The sequence below is a fragment of the Mesorhizobium tamadayense genome, assembly GCF_003863365.1.
GTDB classification, from domain to species: Bacteria; Pseudomonadota; Alphaproteobacteria; order Rhizobiales; family Rhizobiaceae; genus Mesorhizobium; species Mesorhizobium tamadayense.
The window spans coordinates 46,752-62,218 of record NZ_RQXT01000004.1 but is presented as its reverse complement, the minus strand read 5'-3'; the positions used below and the strand labels follow the sequence as shown (position 1 = coordinate 62,218).

The 15,467-nt window shown below is 62.8% G+C and carries 13 protein-coding genes, 1 tRNA gene and 1 pseudogene; 5 read left to right on the top strand and 10 right to left on the bottom strand.

The features are described 5' to 3' along the window. Positions 1-35: 35 nt before the first annotated feature. The 3 genes from pyrE to rpoZ form a co-directional block, all read right to left on the bottom strand. The gene (gene pyrE / locus EH240_RS04755; protein WP_124996266.1) at positions 36-614 is read right to left on the bottom strand and encodes an orotate phosphoribosyltransferase; all 579 of its coding nucleotides are present in this window, start codon (positions 612-614) and stop codon (positions 36-38) included. A gap of 27 nt (positions 615-641) precedes the next feature. Next, a complete protein-coding gene (locus EH240_RS04750; RefSeq protein WP_124996265.1) occupies positions 642-2,870 on the bottom strand; it encodes a RelA/SpoT family protein in 2,229 nt (742 codons plus the stop codon). A 171-nt stretch (positions 2,871-3,041) separates the two neighbouring features. Beyond that, on the bottom strand, positions 3,042-3,440 hold the full coding sequence (gene rpoZ / locus EH240_RS04745) for a DNA-directed RNA polymerase subunit omega (RefSeq protein ID WP_124996264.1): 399 nt from the start codon (positions 3,438-3,440) through the stop codon (positions 3,042-3,044). A 296-nt stretch (positions 3,441-3,736) separates the two neighbouring features. Between rpoZ and EH240_RS04740 the strand changes: the two genes are divergently transcribed. Further along, positions 3,737-4,318 (top strand): LabA-like NYN domain-containing protein, encoded by a 582-nt coding sequence (locus EH240_RS04740; protein ID WP_124996263.1) that lies wholly within the window; start codon positions 3,737-3,739, stop codon positions 4,316-4,318. Continuing rightward, entirely contained in the window at positions 4,315-4,986 is a 672-nt protein-coding gene (locus EH240_RS04735) for a uracil-DNA glycosylase (protein ID WP_124996262.1), read from the top strand. Before EH240_RS04740 ends, EH240_RS04735 begins: the two co-directional genes overlap by 4 nt. On the opposite strand, the gene EH240_RS04730 is transcribed toward EH240_RS04735, so the two are convergent. The 3 genes from EH240_RS04730 to dapA form a co-directional block, all read right to left on the bottom strand. Beyond that, on the bottom strand, positions 4,955-5,686 hold the full coding sequence (locus tag EH240_RS04730) for a GH25 family lysozyme (RefSeq protein WP_425374765.1): 732 nt from the start codon (positions 5,684-5,686) through the stop codon (positions 4,955-4,957). The genes EH240_RS04735 and EH240_RS04730 overlap by 32 nt on opposite strands. 65 nt (positions 5,687-5,751) lie before the next feature. Continuing rightward, positions 5,752-6,231, bottom strand: coding sequence for an SsrA-binding protein SmpB (gene smpB / locus EH240_RS04725; protein WP_124996261.1), 480 nt, complete (start codon positions 6,229-6,231; stop codon positions 5,752-5,754). A 25-nt stretch (positions 6,232-6,256) separates the two neighbouring features. Continuing rightward, positions 6,257-7,138 (bottom strand): 4-hydroxy-tetrahydrodipicolinate synthase, encoded by an 882-nt coding sequence (gene dapA, locus EH240_RS04720; protein WP_124996260.1) that lies wholly within the window; start codon positions 7,136-7,138, stop codon positions 6,257-6,259. A 255-nt stretch (positions 7,139-7,393) separates the two neighbouring features. Between dapA and EH240_RS04715 the strand changes: the two genes are divergently transcribed. Beyond that, positions 7,394-9,436, top strand: coding sequence for a lytic transglycosylase domain-containing protein (locus tag EH240_RS04715; RefSeq protein WP_124996259.1), 2,043 nt, complete (start codon positions 7,394-7,396; stop codon positions 9,434-9,436). Positions 9,437-9,771: 335 nt separating this feature from the next. Then, positions 9,772-10,671, top strand: a complete 900-nt coding sequence (locus tag EH240_RS04705) for an alpha/beta fold hydrolase (protein ID WP_124996258.1) — start codon at positions 9,772-9,774, stop codon at positions 10,669-10,671. 37 nt (positions 10,672-10,708) lie between these two features. On the opposite strand, the gene EH240_RS04700 is transcribed toward EH240_RS04705, so the two are convergent. The 3 genes from EH240_RS04700 to EH240_RS04690 all read right to left on the bottom strand — a co-directional run bounded on the left by EH240_RS04700 (position 10,709) and on the right by EH240_RS04690 (position 12,074). Further along, on the bottom strand, positions 10,709-11,170 hold the full coding sequence (locus tag EH240_RS04700) for an IS630 family transposase (protein WP_281035101.1): 462 nt from the start codon (positions 11,168-11,170) through the stop codon (positions 10,709-10,711). Between the two features lie 469 nt (positions 11,171-11,639). Beyond that, positions 11,640-11,730 (bottom strand) — tRNA-Ser (locus EH240_RS04695). Between the two features lie 35 nt (positions 11,731-11,765). Next, positions 11,766-12,074, bottom strand: a complete 309-nt coding sequence (locus tag EH240_RS04690; protein WP_124996257.1) for a hypothetical protein — start codon at positions 12,072-12,074, stop codon at positions 11,766-11,768. 118 nt (positions 12,075-12,192) lie between these two features. Between EH240_RS04690 and EH240_RS04685 the strand changes: the two genes are divergently transcribed. After that, positions 12,193-13,386: a porin gene (locus EH240_RS04685; RefSeq protein ID WP_124996256.1), complete on the top strand. Its 1,194-nt coding sequence runs from the start codon at positions 12,193-12,195 to the stop codon at positions 13,384-13,386. 609 nt (positions 13,387-13,995) lie between these two features. Here EH240_RS04685 and EH240_RS04680 read toward each other — a convergent pair. Continuing rightward, positions 13,996-15,419, bottom strand: a pseudogene (locus EH240_RS04680) (tetratricopeptide repeat-containing sulfotransferase family protein). Positions 15,420-15,467 lie beyond the last annotated feature (48 nt).

Here is a 15,467-nt window from a genome sequence, read left to right as displayed (position 1 = left end):
GCACGCTCAAGTGGTTGTTTTTGCGCATTGCGACTTCAGATGTTGCGGCTTCCGGGCTTGACGGCCGGGATGGCGGCAAGTTCCGGCGGCAGGCGGTCGGGCGGATAGGCCGGGACCTCATATTCGGCGAGCGCGATGAGCGGCACGCCGACATCGGTCTTGCCGGCCGAGCGGTCGATGATGCAGGCGGCCGCCACCACCTCGGCGCCGAGCTCGCGCAAGCAGTCGATGGTCTCGCGGATCGACAGACCCGTGGTGACGATGTCCTCGACGACGACGACGCGCGATCCCTTGGCGATCTCGAAGCGGCGGAGCCTGAACTCGCCCCCTTCCCGCTCGACCCAGATCGCCGGGGCGCCGAGATGGCGCGAGGTCTCGTAAGCCGGGATCAGGCCGCCGATCGCCGGGCCGACGACATAGTCGATCCTGCCCGGCACACCTTCCCGAATCTTCCCGGCCAGCGCCTTGCACAGGCGCTCGGTTTTGTCGGCATGCATGAAGACGCGCGCCTTCTGCAGGAAGACCGGACTGCGCAGGCCCGACGTCAGGATGAAATGACCTTCGAGAACCGCGCCGGCCTCGCGGAATATGCCCAGCACTTCTTCGGTATTCATCCCTTCCCCCATTTCCTCGTTCATCATCTAACCGTTCACGCGCCGCGCATCGCTGACGCTGGTATTGTCCTTGAGCTGCGACAGCAGCCGGTTGAGATGCTTCAGGTCCCAGACCTCCAGGTCTATCAGCATCTCGGTGAAATCGGGCGCGGTGCGCACCATCGACAGCGTATGGATGTTGGCGTCATTCTGGGCGACGACCTGGGCGATGTCGGCCAGCGATCCAGGCGCATTGATGGCGGTGACCGAGATTCGCGCCGGGAAGCGCTCCTTGGTGCGCTCGTCGATGTCCCAGCGCACGTCGATCCAGCGCTCGGGCTGGTCGTCGAAGGCCTGCAGGGCCGGCGACTGGATCGGATAGATGGTGATGCCGGTTCCCGGCTGAATGATGCCGACGATGCGGTCGCCTGGCACCGCCCCTTCCGGCGCGAAGCGCACCGGCAGGTCGCCGCGCACGCCGCGGATGGGCACGGCGCCGTCGCGCTGCTGGTCCTTGTCCTTGCGCGCCGCGCGGCCCGGCATCTGGAACAGCATGCCGGCGGCGTTGCGGATCTTCGACCAGCCCTCCTCGCGCTGCTTGGGCGCAGCGACCGTGACGCGCTCGTCCTTGTAGTCGGGGAAGACGGCTTTCATGACGTCGGTGGATGCCAGCTCGCCGCGCCCGACGGAGGCCAGCACGTCCTCGATGTCCTTGCGCGCCAGCCGGTGCAGCACGGGCTTCAGGTTCTCCTTGGCAAAGCTCTTGCCGGCGCGCTCGAAGGCGCGTTCCAGGATGCGGGCGCCGAGCCCGGAATATTGCTTGCGGATGGCGTTCTTGGTGGCGCGGCGGATGGCGGCGCGCGCCTTGCCGGTGACGACGACCGATTCCCAGGCGGCCGGCGGCACCTGCGCCTTGGAGCGGATGATCTCGACCTCGTCGCCGTTCTTCAATTCCGTCATCAGCGGCATGATGCGGCCGTTGACCTTTGCGCCGACGCAGGTGTCGCCGACATCGGTGTGGACGGCATAAGCGAAGTCGATTGGGGTGGCGCCGCGCGGCAACGCGATCAGCATGCCCTTGGGCGTGAAGCAGAACACCTGGTCCTGGAACAGCTCCAGCTTGGTGTTTTCCAGGAAATCCTCGGGATTGTCGCCCTCGGCCAGCTGCTCGATGGTGCGGCGCAGCCAGGCGTAGGCGTTGGTCTCCTTCGAGATCGCGTGCGCGGCGCCGTTCGCCTTGCCGCCTGTGTCCTTGTAGATGGAATGCGCGGCGACACCGTATTCGGCGATCTTGTTCATCTCGCGGGTGCGAATCTGCAATTCGACGCGCTGCCTCGACGGCCCGACGATGGTGGTGTGGATCGAGCGGTAATCGTTCTGCTTCGGCGTCGAGATGTAGTCCTTGAAGCGGCCGGGCACCATCGACCAGGTGGTGTGGATGGCGCCGAGCGCGCGGTAGCAGTCCTCGACCGTGTCGACGACGACACGGAAGCCGAAGATGTCGGAGAGCTGCTCGAAGGAAAGCGCCTTGGCCTCCATCTTGCGGAACACCGACCACGGTTTCTTCTGCCGGCTTTTGACGCTGGCTTTGATCGCATGCTTTTCGAACAGACCCGACAGCGCCTTCTCGATCTCGTCGAGCACGCCCTTGTTGCGCTCGAAGATTTCGGCCAGCCGCGCGGTGACGGCGCGATAGGCCTCCGGATTGATGTAGCGGAAGGCGATCTCCTCCAGCTCCTCGCGCATGCCCTGCATGCCCATGCGGCCGGCGAGCGGCGCATAGATGTCCATCGTCTCCTCGGCGATGCGCAGGCGCTTGGACTCGGGCATATGGTCGAGCGTGCGCATGTTGTGCAGCCGGTCGGCGAGCTTGACCAGGAGAACGCGAATGTCCTCGGAGATCGCCAGCAGCAGTTTGCGCAGGTTCTCGGCCTGCTCGGCCTTCTTGGAGACGAGGTCGAGCTTCTTCAGCTTGGTCAGGCCCTCGACCAGCTTGCCCATCTCAGGACCGAACAGCTCGTCGATCTCGGCCCGGGTCGCGGTCGTGTCCTCGATCGTGTCGTGCAAAAGGGCAACCGCGATGGTCGCCTCGTCCATATGCATCTCGGTGAGGATGGCGGCGACTTCCAGCGGATGCGAGAAATAGGGATCGCCCGAGGCGCGCTTCTGGTGGCCATGCTTCTGCATGGCGTAGACATACGCCTTGTTGAGCAGCGCCTCGTTGACGTCAGGCTTGTAGCGCTGCACGCGCTCGACAAGCTCATACTGACGCATCATGGGCGGGATCTCGCGGTGCTGAAATGATTGATGCGCCGCACCTATGTGCGACGCATCCCATAGATAGCCACGAAACTGACGAGACGGAAGTGCCGGATGCTTGATCCAGGCCACCTCTGGAGCTTTTCAGAATCCGCTCAGCGACCGGCTGAGTGGAATCATCAAAAGCTCTTAATAGTCGTCGCTCTTTTCCGGCGGCACCAGACCCTCGATGCCGGCGAGCAGGTCTTCCTCGGTCATCCGGTCAAAGGTGATGTTCTCTTCGGCATCGTCGGTCTCGGCAGCAGCGGTGGCGGTGGTCTGGTCGGCAATCGCCTCACCATCGGCCTCCGGCTCGTCGACCTCGACATGCTTCTGCAGCGAGTGGATCAGATCTTCCTTGAGGTCGTCGGGCGACAGCGTCTCCTCGGCGATCTCGCGCAGCGCAATGACGGGATTCTTGTCATTGTCGCGAGGAACGGTGATCTGCGCGCCCTGGCTGATCTGGCGGGCACGGTGGCCGGCGAGCAGCACGAGCTCGAAACGGTTGTCGACCTTGTCGATGCAATCTTCAACGGTTACGCGGGCCATGGACTGCCCCTTTCATGCGTGGATTTGATGGAAAACAGGCGGGCTCCATAACCCGGACGCCACGGAAATACAAGCTTTTTGGCGGCAGCGGCGGAGCACGGGCCCTTGCCCGGCTTATTAACCGGACTTTACCGCGTTCACATAGTGCCGATCACAATTGCTTGCAATCCGCACCCTGCCCTTGGATATCCATAAATCTGGCGTTATCTCGAATGAGACGGCAAGAGGGACCATTACCGGGCCTGCCCGTCACGCCCATTTAGACGACAGACATTTTCGAAAAGGGATATTTTTCAATGTTCGATCCTCGTGAAAAGATCGCTCTTTTCATCGACGGCGCCAATCTCTACGCCACCTCGCGGGCGCTGGGCTTCGACATCGACTACCGCAAGCTGCTGGCAAGCTTCCAGAAGCGCGGCTACCTGCTCAGGGCCTATTACTACACCGCGCTGGTGGAGGATCAGGAGTATTCCTCGATCCGGCCACTGATCGACTGGCTGGACTACAACGGCTTCAAGGTGGTGACCAAGCCCGCCAAGGAGTTCACCGACTCGACCGGCCGCCGCAAGATCAAGGGCAACATGGACATCGAGCTGACCGTCGATGCTCTGGAGCTTGCCGATGTCGTCGACCACTATGTCATCTTCTCCGGCGACGGCGACTTCCGCACCCTGGTCGAAGCGCTGCAGCGGCGCGGCCGCAAGGTCTCGATCATCTCGACCATGTCTTCGCAGCCGCCGATGATCTCCGACGACCTGCGCCGCCAGGCCGACCACTTCATCGACCTGATGACGCTCAAGAACGAGGTCGGCCGCGACCCGTCGGAACGGCCGGTCCGCCGGCCAGAACCTGCTGCAGTCGACGAGGAAGAATATTGAGAGCGGCGGTCTTGAGCGCCGCGCCCTCCCCCGAGCCTGACCGCGACTGTCCGCTCTGTCCGCGGCTGCATGATTTCATTGCCGCCTGGCGCAAGCGCGAGCCGGGTTGGTTCAATGCACCGGTGCCGACCTTCCTGCCGCCTGAGGGTGAATCCTCGGTCAGGCTTCTCATCGTCGGGCTGGCGCCCGGCCTGCGCGGCGCCAACCGCACCGGGCGCCCCTTCACCGGCGACTATGCCGGCGACCTGCTCTACGGCACGCTGATCGCGCAAGGCCTGGCGCGCGGGGAATTCAAGGCAAGGCCCGATGACGGGCTGGAGCTCGTCGGCACCGCGATCACCAATGCGGTTCGCTGCGTGCCGCCGGACAACAAGCCGGTTGGCGCCGAGATCGCCACATGTCGCACCTTCCTCAAGCCGACCATCGCGCGCTTTGCCAATCTGCGCGCGATTCTGACGCTGGGCTCGATCGCGCATCAATCGACGGTGCGGGCGCTGGGCGGGCGCGTCGCCGCCCTTCCCTTTCGCCATGGCGGACGGCAGGAGGCCGGCGGCATCACGCTGTTTTCCAGCTATCACTGCTCGCGCTACAACACCAACACAGGCGTGCTGACGGAAGACATGTTCGTCAACGTCTTCAGGGAGATCGCGGCGTTCCTGCAGAGTTAGATTCAGGCGCCGGCGCAAACAGTTCCGAGAGCCTTGCGGGTCCCCCCTTCAGCACGTTGAGGTCGACGTCGCCGTCGATGCCGTCGACGCGGCCGGTGTCGAGATATTGCCAGTAGACCCAATCGTCTTCTTTCGGCGGCGCCTGCAGGGAGCGCAGCCATAGCTGACGATCCGCGATATGCACGGAGTAGGCCTGCGCTGCGTCATCGGTGATGTAAATGATCGCGGGCTTGCCGAACGCAGCCTCGACCGGCCCCAGGAAGGCAAGGAGTTCAGTCCGCAGTTCCTCCGACGACGGGCGTCGCGGGCAGTTGCCGTGAAACTCGATATCGACGACGGGCGGCAAAAGCGGCGCGCCGCGCGGCACCACCGAGACGAAGTTCTTCGCCTGGTCGGCGCCCGGGCGGCAGAAGGTGAGGAAATGATAGGCGCCGACGGCGAGGCCCACGGCGCGGGCCTGGCGCAAATTCTCGGCGAAGGCATCATCGACGTAATCGCCGCCTTCCGTCGCCTTGATGATGGCGAAGCCGACATCGTCGGCCGCGACGCGCTGCCAGTCGATCCTGCCCTGGTGGTGCGAAACGTCGATGCCCCTTATGGGGAATTCGGCGCGATCCGGCGGGAAGGCGCGGGGCCGGAAAAAGCTTTCTACCCAGATGGCAAGCGCCAGAAAGACGAAAGCCAGGGCCAGGACAATCAAGCGGTTCCTCAAGCCTTGGTTTCTCAAGCCTTGGCTCCCCTGCGTCCTGCCTGGATAGCCGGCGTTTAACCACGCTCCTTGAGCAGCCGCCCCTTCTCGCGCGACCAGTCGCGCTGCTTCTCGGTCTCGCGCTTGTCGTGCAGCTTCTTGCCGCGCGCGATGGCGAGCAACAGCTTGGCGCGGCCGCGATCGTTGAAATAGATTTTCAGCGGCACCAGCGTCATGCCTTCGCGGTCGACGCTTTGCGCAAGCTTGGCCATCTCGCGCTTACTGACGAGCAGCTTGCGGCGCCGGCGCGGCTCATGGTTGAAGCGGTTGGCCTGCAGGTATTCCGGCAGATAGGAATTGATCAGCCAGATCTCGCCGCCTTCGGCCGAGGCGTAGCTCTCCTGGATGTTGGCCTGGCCCTGGCGCAGCGACTTGACCTCGGTGCCGGTCAACACCAGGCCGGTCTCGATCGTGTCGAGCACCTCGTAGGAAAAGCGCGCCTTGCGGTTTTCGGCGACCGTCCTGTTGTTGGGGTCGGCTTTCTTGACTTGATTCATGATGCGGAGAGGTGGCGCCTCATCCCTAATTTATCAAGCCGGCGTGCTTCATCGCCTGGTCGATCTTCTCGGCGGTCGAAGCTTCGACCGTCACCAGCGGCGAGCGCACCACGTTCTCGACCTTGCCCAGCTTCGACAGCGCGTATTTGGCGCCGGACACGCCGGGCTCCATGAAGATCGCCTTGTGCAGCGGCAACAGGCGATCCTGCAGCTCGAGCGCCTTGGCGCTGTCGCCGGCGAGCGTCGCTTCCTGGAACTCGGCGCAAAGGCGCGGCGCGACGTTCGAGGTCACCGAGATGCAGCCGACGCCGCCATGGGCGTTGAAGCCAAGCGCGGAGGCATCCTCGCCGGAGAGCTGGATGAAATCCTTGCCGCAGGTCATGCGCTGCTCGGACACGCGCTCGACCTTGCCGGTCGCGTCCTTGACGCCGGCAATGTTCTTGAAGTCGTGGCGCAGCCTGCCCATCGTCTCCGGCGTCATGTCGATCACCGAACGCGGCGGAATGTTGTAAATGATGATCGGCAGCTTCGTCGCCCGGGCGACGGCGGCGAAATGCTCGTAAAGCCCGCGCTGCGTCGGCTTGTTGTAATAGGGCGTCACCACAAGAGCGGCGTCGGCGCCGGCCTTTTCGGCATATTGCACCAGGCCGACGGCTTCCTCGGTGTTGTTGGAGCCCGCGCCGGCCACCACCGGCACCCTGCCATTGGCCACCTCGATGCAGACCTTCACGACATTGCGGTGCTCGTCATGCGACAGCGTCGGCGACTCGCCCGTGGTGCCGACCGGGACGAGGCCCTTGGTGCCCTCGGCGATCTGCCATTCGACAAACGCGCGAAAGGCTTTCTCGTCGAAACGCCCGCTCTTTTCGAACGGTGTGACGAGCGCGGTCAGCGAGCCTCTCAGCATGTCGTCCAAACTCCTTGGGACTTAATCAGGGGATTATCGGTTTTGTCGAACGGTTTTAGTGCCGCGCCTTCTAACCGAAAGCGAAGCCGCGCACCATAGTCTCGACACGGTTCAGCGGCAAGCATCGCCATGGTGCCAGCAGGCACATTTCGGACAGCCTCGATAACCTTTTGTTTACGAGCCTTTCACCACCTAAGTTTAGGCTCCGGACGGGCCTTGGGGTCCCTGCCTGCTGACGATGTGTTAGGGTGGATAATGCCGACGAGGCGGTCTCATCTCTTCGCGCTTCTCAGCGCGGTTGTCGCGCTGATGCCGGGGATGGCGATCGGCGGCAGCGTCGACGCGCGCATGACGGCGGCGATCCCGGCGCCTGAGGCGCCGCGGGCCCCGGGCCAGGCGCAGCCTTCCCCGCCGCCGGCCAGCATCGCCCAATTGAAGAGCGGCCTCGACGCGCTTGCCGCCAATAACATTGCCGGCGCGCGCAATGCGCGCGACTCATTGCCCGCCACCTCGCTCGACCGGCACATCCTGGCCTGGGCGATCGCGCTCTATGGCGGCGACCAGGTGCCGAGCGGCGAGATCGCCGATGCGGCCAAGATGCTGCCTGGATGGCCGGGCACCATCGCGCTGCGCAAGAACAGCGAACGCGCGCTCTATCGCGAGAACCCGCCGCCGCAAGTTGTTGTGCAGGCCTTCGGCCGCAGCCAGCCGCTGACGCCGGAAGGCGTGACCATCCTCGCCCGCTCGCAAGCTGCGCTCGGCAATGCCGCGGCGGCACGCGCGGTGCTGGTGCCGTTCTGGCGCGCGGAGAAGCTGGAAGCGAAGGACGAGAGCGCCTTCATCAAGGAGTTCGGCGCGCTGATCCCTGCCGCCGACCATCGCTATCGGATGGAGCGCATGTTCTATGCCGACAGGCCGGACTCGGCGCTGCGCGTCGCCGGCCTTGCCGGCGCGCAGCAGCTGGCGGACGCCTGGGCGGCCGCCGACAAAGGCGGCAAGAACACGGCCAAATTGTTGAAGGCCGTGCCCGCGACGCAGCGTTCGGCCGGCTATTTCTTCGCCGAGGCCGAGTATCTGCGCAAGCAGCAGAAGTTTGCCGACGCCGCGGCGGTTCTGCTGAAAGCGCCGACCGACCGCGACGCGCTGGTCGACCCTGATGCCTGGTGGGTCGAGCGCCGTGTCCTGTCGCGCGCTCTGGTCGACCAGGGCGACATGAAGACCGCCTACAGGATCGCCTCCATGCATGCGGCCCAGAGCTCGGCCAGCGCGGCCGAAGCCGAGTTCCATGCCGGCTGGTATGCGCTGCGCGGCCTGAACGATACGGCGGGCGCGGCCACGCATTTCTCGCGCATCGCCGAGCTCGCCCAAGGGCCGGTGTCGCTGTCGCGCGCCTATTACTGGCTCGGCCGAGCCGCGGAAGTCGGCGGTCCGGGCAACGCCAAGGACTATTTCACCCGCGCCGCCGCCTATGGCACGACCTTCTATGGCCAGCTCGCCGGCGAGCGCGTGGGCCTCAGGAGCCTCAACATCGTCTATCCGAAACCGAGCGCGGCCGACCGCCAGAGCTTCGAAACCAGGGAGGCGGTGAACGCGATCAAGCGGCTCCAGGAGGCCGGCTATGACCGATTTGCCGAAACGCTCTATCGCGACCTCGCGGGACAACTGACCAGCCCGGGCGAGTTGGCGCTGCTGGCGGTGCTCGCCGAAAAGCAGGGCAATCATTTCATGGCGCTGAAGGTTGGCAAGATCGCCGCCCAGCGCGGCATCGATGTCGGCGCGCTGTCGCATCCGCTGGGCGTCATCCCCGATTCGGCCGATATCTCCGGCTCCGGCAAGGCGCTGGCCTATGCCATCGCGCGTCAGGAGAGCGAGTTCAATGTCGGGGCGATTTCCAGCGTCGGCGCGCGCGGCCTTTTGCAATTGATGCCGGCCACCGCCAGGCAACTGGCGAAGAAGGCCGGCATGATCTTCTCGCAAACGCGGCTGACGACTGACGCCGGCTATAACGCGACGCTTGGTTCGGCCTTCCTCGGCGAGCAGCTCGACCGCTTCAACGGCTCCTATGTGCTGACCTTCGCCGGGTACAATGCCGGGCCGAACCGCGCCGCCCAGTGGGTGGCGAGATACGGCGACCCGCGCGGCAAGGACGTGGACGCCGTCGTCGACTGGATCGAGCGGATTCCCTACACGGAAACAAGAAGTTACGTGCAGCGCGTGATGGAGAATTACGAGGTCTACAAGATGCGTATTTCAGGCAAGTACGACATCGTCGGGGATCTGGTGAACGGAAGGGATTGAGGGAGCGTCAGTGTGATTGCGTTCTTGTGAAGGCAGAGCGTTCAACTTCATTCGATCGAGTTCCGTCACACCCCCCTCTGGCCTGCCGGCCATCTCCCCCCGCAAGGGTCCCGCAAGGGGGGAGATCGGATCTCACTTCGGCTTTCCCCAACTCCCGCGTCGCAGAAAGATCGCCGAGGCCAAAACTGCCAATCTCCCCCCTTGCGGGGGAGATGTCCGGCAGGACAGAGGGGTGTGACGGAACGCCAACGGCTGACATTACAGAGCGCTTCCCATTTGACGATCCCTGCCCTCGCCTGTAGCTGTCGGTCACCTCAGCGAGGAGCGACATTCCGATGGCGAGCGACGAAAGTTTCTCCGATTTTTTCTATGCCGCGCGCGACGGGCTGAAGCTGCATGCGCGGATCTATGGCGGGGCGAACAGCGATGGCTGGCCGGTCGTTTGCCTGCCCGGCCTCACCCGCAATGCGCGCGACTTCCATGAGCTCGCGCTCTATCTTTCGAGCAACGCAAGGAAACCGCGCAAGGTTATCGCCTTCGATTATCGCGGCCGCGGCCAATCCGACTATGATCCCGATATCAGCCACTACAATGTCGGCGTCGAGGCCGGCGACGTGCTCGCTGGCTTGTCGGAGCTGGGCATCGAAGAGGCTGCCTTCATCGGCACGTCGCGCGGCGGGCTGATCATCCATGTGCTCGGCGCGCTGAAGCCGGCCGTGTTGAAGGCCATCGTCCTCAACGACATCGGCCCGGTGGTCGAGGCGGAAGGTCTTGCCCATATCCGCTCCTATCTCGATCGCAATCCGAAGCCGAACACATTTTCCGTGGCGGTCGACGCGCAGCGGCGCGTGCATGGCGCCAGCTTCCCGGCGCTTATCGACGCCGACTGGGCGCGGATGGTGACCGCGATCTGCCGCGATACCGATGCCGGGTGGGTGCCGGATTTCGATCCGGCGCTGGTCGACACGATGGCCGGCACCGACTTCAGCAAACCGCTGCCGGATTTGTGGCCGCAGTTCGACGCGCTTGCCGCGGTGCCGATGCTCGCCATACGCGGCGCCAATTCCAGAATTCTATCTGTCGAAACGCTGGAGCAGATGCAAAAGCGCCATCCCGGCATGGAGACGATGACGGTGGATGGCCAGGGCCACGCGGCTTTCCTGGAGACCGTTGGTTTGCCGGAGGCGATTGCCGGGTTTCTCGATCGGACCGAGCGGAAGGCTCAGCAGAAGTAAACCAACAGTTCCAATCAGCCTTGAAGCTAAGAGTCTTTCACGTTTTGACGGAAGCATATCCGGCGTTTGCGAAATAGTTCTTGCATTCGGCTGGCTCGATGGTTTCGACGAGGTGGCCGATGTGGCGCCAGGTGTCCTCGACGGTGCGTTTTTGGGCTTGGCGCATCCAGTGTTTGATCTTGGCGAAAGCCTGCTCGATCGGATTGAGGTCCGGCGAGTAGGGCGGCAGATACCAAAGCCTGGCGCCGGCGGCCTTGATCATTTGCCTGATGACGGCCGACTTATGGCTTCCCGGGTTGTCCATGATGACGATATCGCCGGGCTTCAGCACGGTGATGAGCTGTTGCTCGACATAAGCGCGGAAGCATTGGCCGTTGATCGGGCCGTCAAAGACGCAAGGTGCCGCGAGCCGGTCCCAGCGCAGCGCGCCCAGGAAGGTTAGCGTGCGCCAATGACCGTGCGGAGCCAGCCGCGCAGCCGCTTGCCCTTCGGCTCCCAACCGCGCAGCGGAGCCATGTTGGTCTTGATCCAGGTCTCATCGATGAAGACCAGGCACTGCGGATCGAGGCCGGCCTGCCAGGATCGCCATCGTTGGCGCCTGCGGGCAATATCAGCGCGTGCCTGCTCAAGGGCGAACAGCGTTTTTTTTTAAGCTCAGGCCCTCGCGGCGCAAGAACAGCCACACGGCGCAGCGCAGACCCCAGGATCCATGCCGTTACCTCTACGCATCGCAACGGTGCAGGTTCTGCTTAAGCGCAAGCGATCGGGCAATTCGTCGAACGACTATCCTGCGCCGCTGCATTCTTCGGCCGATGTCACGGCAGGATCCCAGGGTCTTCGCGACGGAGCTCCGCTCCTGCTCCGCCCTGGGATGACGAAGCCCGGAGGCTTCGGAGCCAGGATTTGCAAGGGATTCGCAGCAAAGTACCGCGGGACTTGTCCTGCGAAGCGCGCAGCGCGAAGCAGGATGGCGGAGAGGATGGGATTCGAACCCACGAGAAGCTTTTGACCTCTACTCCCTTAGCAGGGGAGCGCCTTCGACCACTCGGCCACCTCTCCGTCGCGCCGCTGGATAAAGAAAAGCGCGGGCACAATCAACAAGCCGGCGCCATAATCGCTGAAAAATCGGCGTGCCTGCTCAGCGCTGCGCTTTCACTGGGCGATTCTGCGGCGACTGTCTGGCTGGCGACTCGCCCGGCGCGCCGCATTTCCGTCGGATCATTGCCGGATTCGGGCAGATCCGAGCGGATGAGAGGGCTGCGCAAGCCCCAATGGTTAACGAGAACTTTCGGAGTGAGGCCAAATCGTGTCATTTGTGCAACAACGCCCGGGGATAGCGTCCGGACAGGGCTTTCGCCGATACGATCGTGGTTGAACGCCGCCGCCGCCTGGGTAAAGGTCATGTTCGAAGGAGCGGCGCGGTGCGCATCTTTTTCGGTACGTGGGGATGGGGCAGGGAACGCTGTCCTTCAGCAAAAAATACCCAGACCCGTTTTTTAACTTTTGACTGGAGGTCAGAAAATGAACATCAAGAGCCTTCTTCTCGGCTCAGCTGCGGCCCTGATCGCAGTTTCCGGTGCCCGCGCCGCCGACGCGGTGACCGTCGCCGAGCCGGAACCGGCTGAATACGTCAAGATCTGCGACGTGTACGGCTCGGGCTACTTCTACATCCCCGGCACCGAAACCTGCCTGCGTATCGGCGGCTATGTCCGTTACGACATCGGCGCCGGCGACGTCGGCTCGTTCGATGGTGCGACGTCCGCCGACGTTGAGGACGGCGGCAGCAACGACACCTGGTTCAAGCACGCCCGTTTCGCGCTGAAGACCTGGACCGGCCAGGAAACCGAACTCGGCACCTTGAAGACCTACACCGAGACCCGCTTCAACTTCCAGAACAACAACCGTGATGCGGGCGCGGTCGGGGCCCTCAATCCTGCCGGCAACGGCGACACCGTTTCGCTGAACTTCGCCTGGATCCAGCTCGGTGGGCTGCGCGTCGGTAAGGACGAATCGGCCTTCAACACGTTCATCGGCTACGCCGGCAACGTCATCCAGGATACGCTCGTTCCCTACGGCGATTTCGACACCAACGTCATCCAGTACTACTTCGACGCTGGCAACGGCTTCTCGGCCGTGATCTCGCTCGAAGAAGGCGCGGGCGACGGCACGTTCGGTGACTACGGCGTGGGCACGATCGACAGCTACGTTCCGCATGTCGTCGGCGGCGTGAAGTGGACGCAGGGCTGGGGCGCCATCACCGGCGTCGTTGCCTACGACAGCAACTATGAAGAAGTCGCCACCAAGGTTCGTTTGGACGTGAACGTCAACGACGCGATCTCGCTGTTCATCATCGGCGGCTACGGGACCGACGACAACCTGACGGACCCGACCTACACGTTCCCGGCCGGCGGTCGCGGCTTCTACAAGCAGTGGGATGGCAACTGGGCAGTCTGGGGTGGTGGCACCTACAAGTTCAACGAGAAGACCTCGTTCAACGCTCAGGTCTCGTATGACGAAGGTGAGAACCTCGGCATCGCCGCCAACATCGCCTACGATGTTGTCCCGGGCCTGACGATCACGGCCGAAGTCGACTACGTCAATGCAGGCAAAATCGGCGATCCCGATACCCTTGGCTCGAATCACAACTGGACCGGTATTTCTGCTGGCGACGACGACGCCATCGGCGGCATGCTCCGCTTCCAGCGCTCGTTCTAATCAGCAGGGTCTGACTGAGATCGAACCCGGCGGGCAACCGCCGGGTTCTTTCTTTTCTGCTGGCAGCACCTGAGGCGCCATTTACACAGAACTGCATTCGGCACGAGCGCAGGTATCCGCACGGAGTCAATTCTCGACCGGTCGCAGACATCTCAGCCAAGATTTCGCGGCTCGTTTCGGTGAATATCGTGACAAACGTTCGGAATTGGCTGAAGCGCCTCCCCTACGAAGGGACCGGGCCATGCCACGGCCTGTCCGAAAGGACGACCGGGATCCACTCGGCCTCCTTGCCACTTCAACCATACACCGGAACCAACATACAGGATCCTATGGTCTGCGCCGCGTCGCTCCGCTCCTTGCTCCGCCATAGGATGACGAAGTGATCGGCGCTTCAGCAATCTCCACAGCGGCGCGATCTGCCTGCGGAGGCAATATCCGACCCGTCAAAATTTCTGTGCCCGGCGACCATGTGTCGGCAAGGCTCGACCGCAGTTTCGCCCTTGGTCTCTTGACCGGGTTTGGAACCGGCAGGCGGACTCTCAGCGAAAGGAGCGAGCGTGGGAATTGACTACGTGGTTCCTGGGAAAGCCGGCTATCTGGAAATACTGGTCAAACCTCAGCAAGATCGCCCAATGACTCGATCAACGGTTGAATCTCGCTCTCGTAATTCTTCCATCGCTTGACGGACGACTTGTAGATCGGCTGGCGGACCTGCCAATTGCTGTAGGTATTTACGGAGCCGCCCCTTTCAAAAAAGCGCAAGCAGGCATCGTCCCAGGGCAGTCCGAGATAATCTATGAGACGGCGCGACTGCTTCTCTTGATTTTCAATCAGCGTCTCATAGCGATTTTCGAAGATGCGACCCGGCAAAACCTCGTTCCAGTGGCGCATCAGCCGATCGTATTCCCGGTAGTAAAGTCCCAGAGTCTCGAGATCGGCACTATAGCTATGCGCCTCATTGAATTGCAGGACGAAGCAGGAGATGCAATTGTCGATGGCATCGTGACGACAATGTATGATGCGCGCGTTGGGAAAGAGAATGCCGATCAGGCCAATCATCTCGAAATTGTGAGGCATCTTGTCGACAATTCGCAGCGCATGCGGACCTCGCTCGCGCAGATGGGCGAGGTGCTCTTCGGCCAAGGTCTTGGCCAGATCGGGCGTAATCGTCGCGATCGATTCACTCAGGTTTGCGATGGATCGGTCAGCGAGGCCGATCCCATTGGCTATTCGTCTAAGCTTGCTAAGCTCGCCCGCACCATGAACATCAGGATGGCTTGCACAGATCTGCTCTGTCAGCGTCGTGCCCGATCGAGGCATGCCGACGACGAATACAGGCACCTCCGACGGATTGCCATAAGCGGCCCTTGAAGCCACCAGTTCAGGCGTGAAAGTCTCGATCATGGCGATGCGCCGTTCTATCGCCTCTTTCAGATGTGCCGCGGCTTCGTCCATACGACCGAGGCTTGCGAGCGCGCGGGGCAGCCCCAACCGGGCCACAGGATGATCTCGGTCGATCTTGAGCGCCTTCTCAAAGAGCGGCAGCGCCATTTCTCCCCTATCAAACGAATTATAAGCATCGCCCAAGGCGCAAAGCGCTTCCACCAGATCCGGCTTCAAAGCCAGGGCTTGCTGAAAGTGCCTGATTGCCGGCGTGAATTCGCTGAGCCTCAGATAGGCTTCACCGAGGCTAAGATGATAGTAAGGATTTTGCGGCTCCTCTCCGACCGCACGGGCAAAATACCGTAAGGCTTTCTCGTTGTCGTATCCGAGCCCGAGCGTTCCCAGGATATAGAAAGCCAGCGGATGGTTTGGCGTACGCGCCAGGACACGGAGACATAGCTCCTCTGCCTCCGGCAGTTGCTCAGCTTTCTGAAGGTCTGCGCCTGCCTCAACAGCATGTCGTCGGCCTGCGCTCGCGATGGACCGGCCTGCGTCTTGGCTTTCGGCAGTGCAGCCTTCGGCGGTGCTGCCTTAGCCGAGGGTTGAGTTTTCAGGTACTTTGCCCAGGCGGGCGGCAATCGGTTGCTCATCCTGTCTCGCTAGCAAAACGAGCCGGGAGAATCCAGCCTGAACGCCCT

Coding starts and splice junctions, on each gene's coding strand:
- smpB (WP_124996261.1), bottom strand. CDS start 6,231: ATGAATCAAGTCAAGAAAGCCGACCCCAACAACAGGACGGTCGCCGAA.
- pyrE (WP_124996266.1), bottom strand. CDS start 614: ATGAATACCGAAGAAGTGCTGGGCATATTCCGCGAGGCCGGCGCGGTT.
- EH240_RS04690 (WP_124996257.1), bottom strand. CDS start 12,074: ATGACCTTTACCCAGGCGGCGGCGGCGTTCAACCACGATCGTATCGGC.
- EH240_RS04685 (WP_124996256.1), top strand. CDS start 12,193: ATGAACATCAAGAGCCTTCTTCTCGGCTCAGCTGCGGCCCTGATCGCA.
- EH240_RS04705 (WP_124996258.1), top strand. CDS start 9,772: ATGGCGAGCGACGAAAGTTTCTCCGATTTTTTCTATGCCGCGCGCGAC.
- EH240_RS04740 (WP_124996263.1), top strand. CDS start 3,737: ATGTTCGATCCTCGTGAAAAGATCGCTCTTTTCATCGACGGCGCCAAT.
- dapA (WP_124996260.1), bottom strand. CDS start 7,138: ATGCTGAGAGGCTCGCTGACCGCGCTCGTCACACCGTTCGAAAAGAGC.
- EH240_RS04750 (WP_124996265.1), bottom strand. CDS start 2,870: ATGATGCGTCAGTATGAGCTTGTCGAGCGCGTGCAGCGCTACAAGCCT.
- EH240_RS04715 (WP_124996259.1), top strand. CDS start 7,394: ATGCCGACGAGGCGGTCTCATCTCTTCGCGCTTCTCAGCGCGGTTGTC.
- rpoZ (WP_124996264.1), bottom strand. CDS start 3,440: ATGGCCCGCGTAACCGTTGAAGATTGCATCGACAAGGTCGACAACCGT.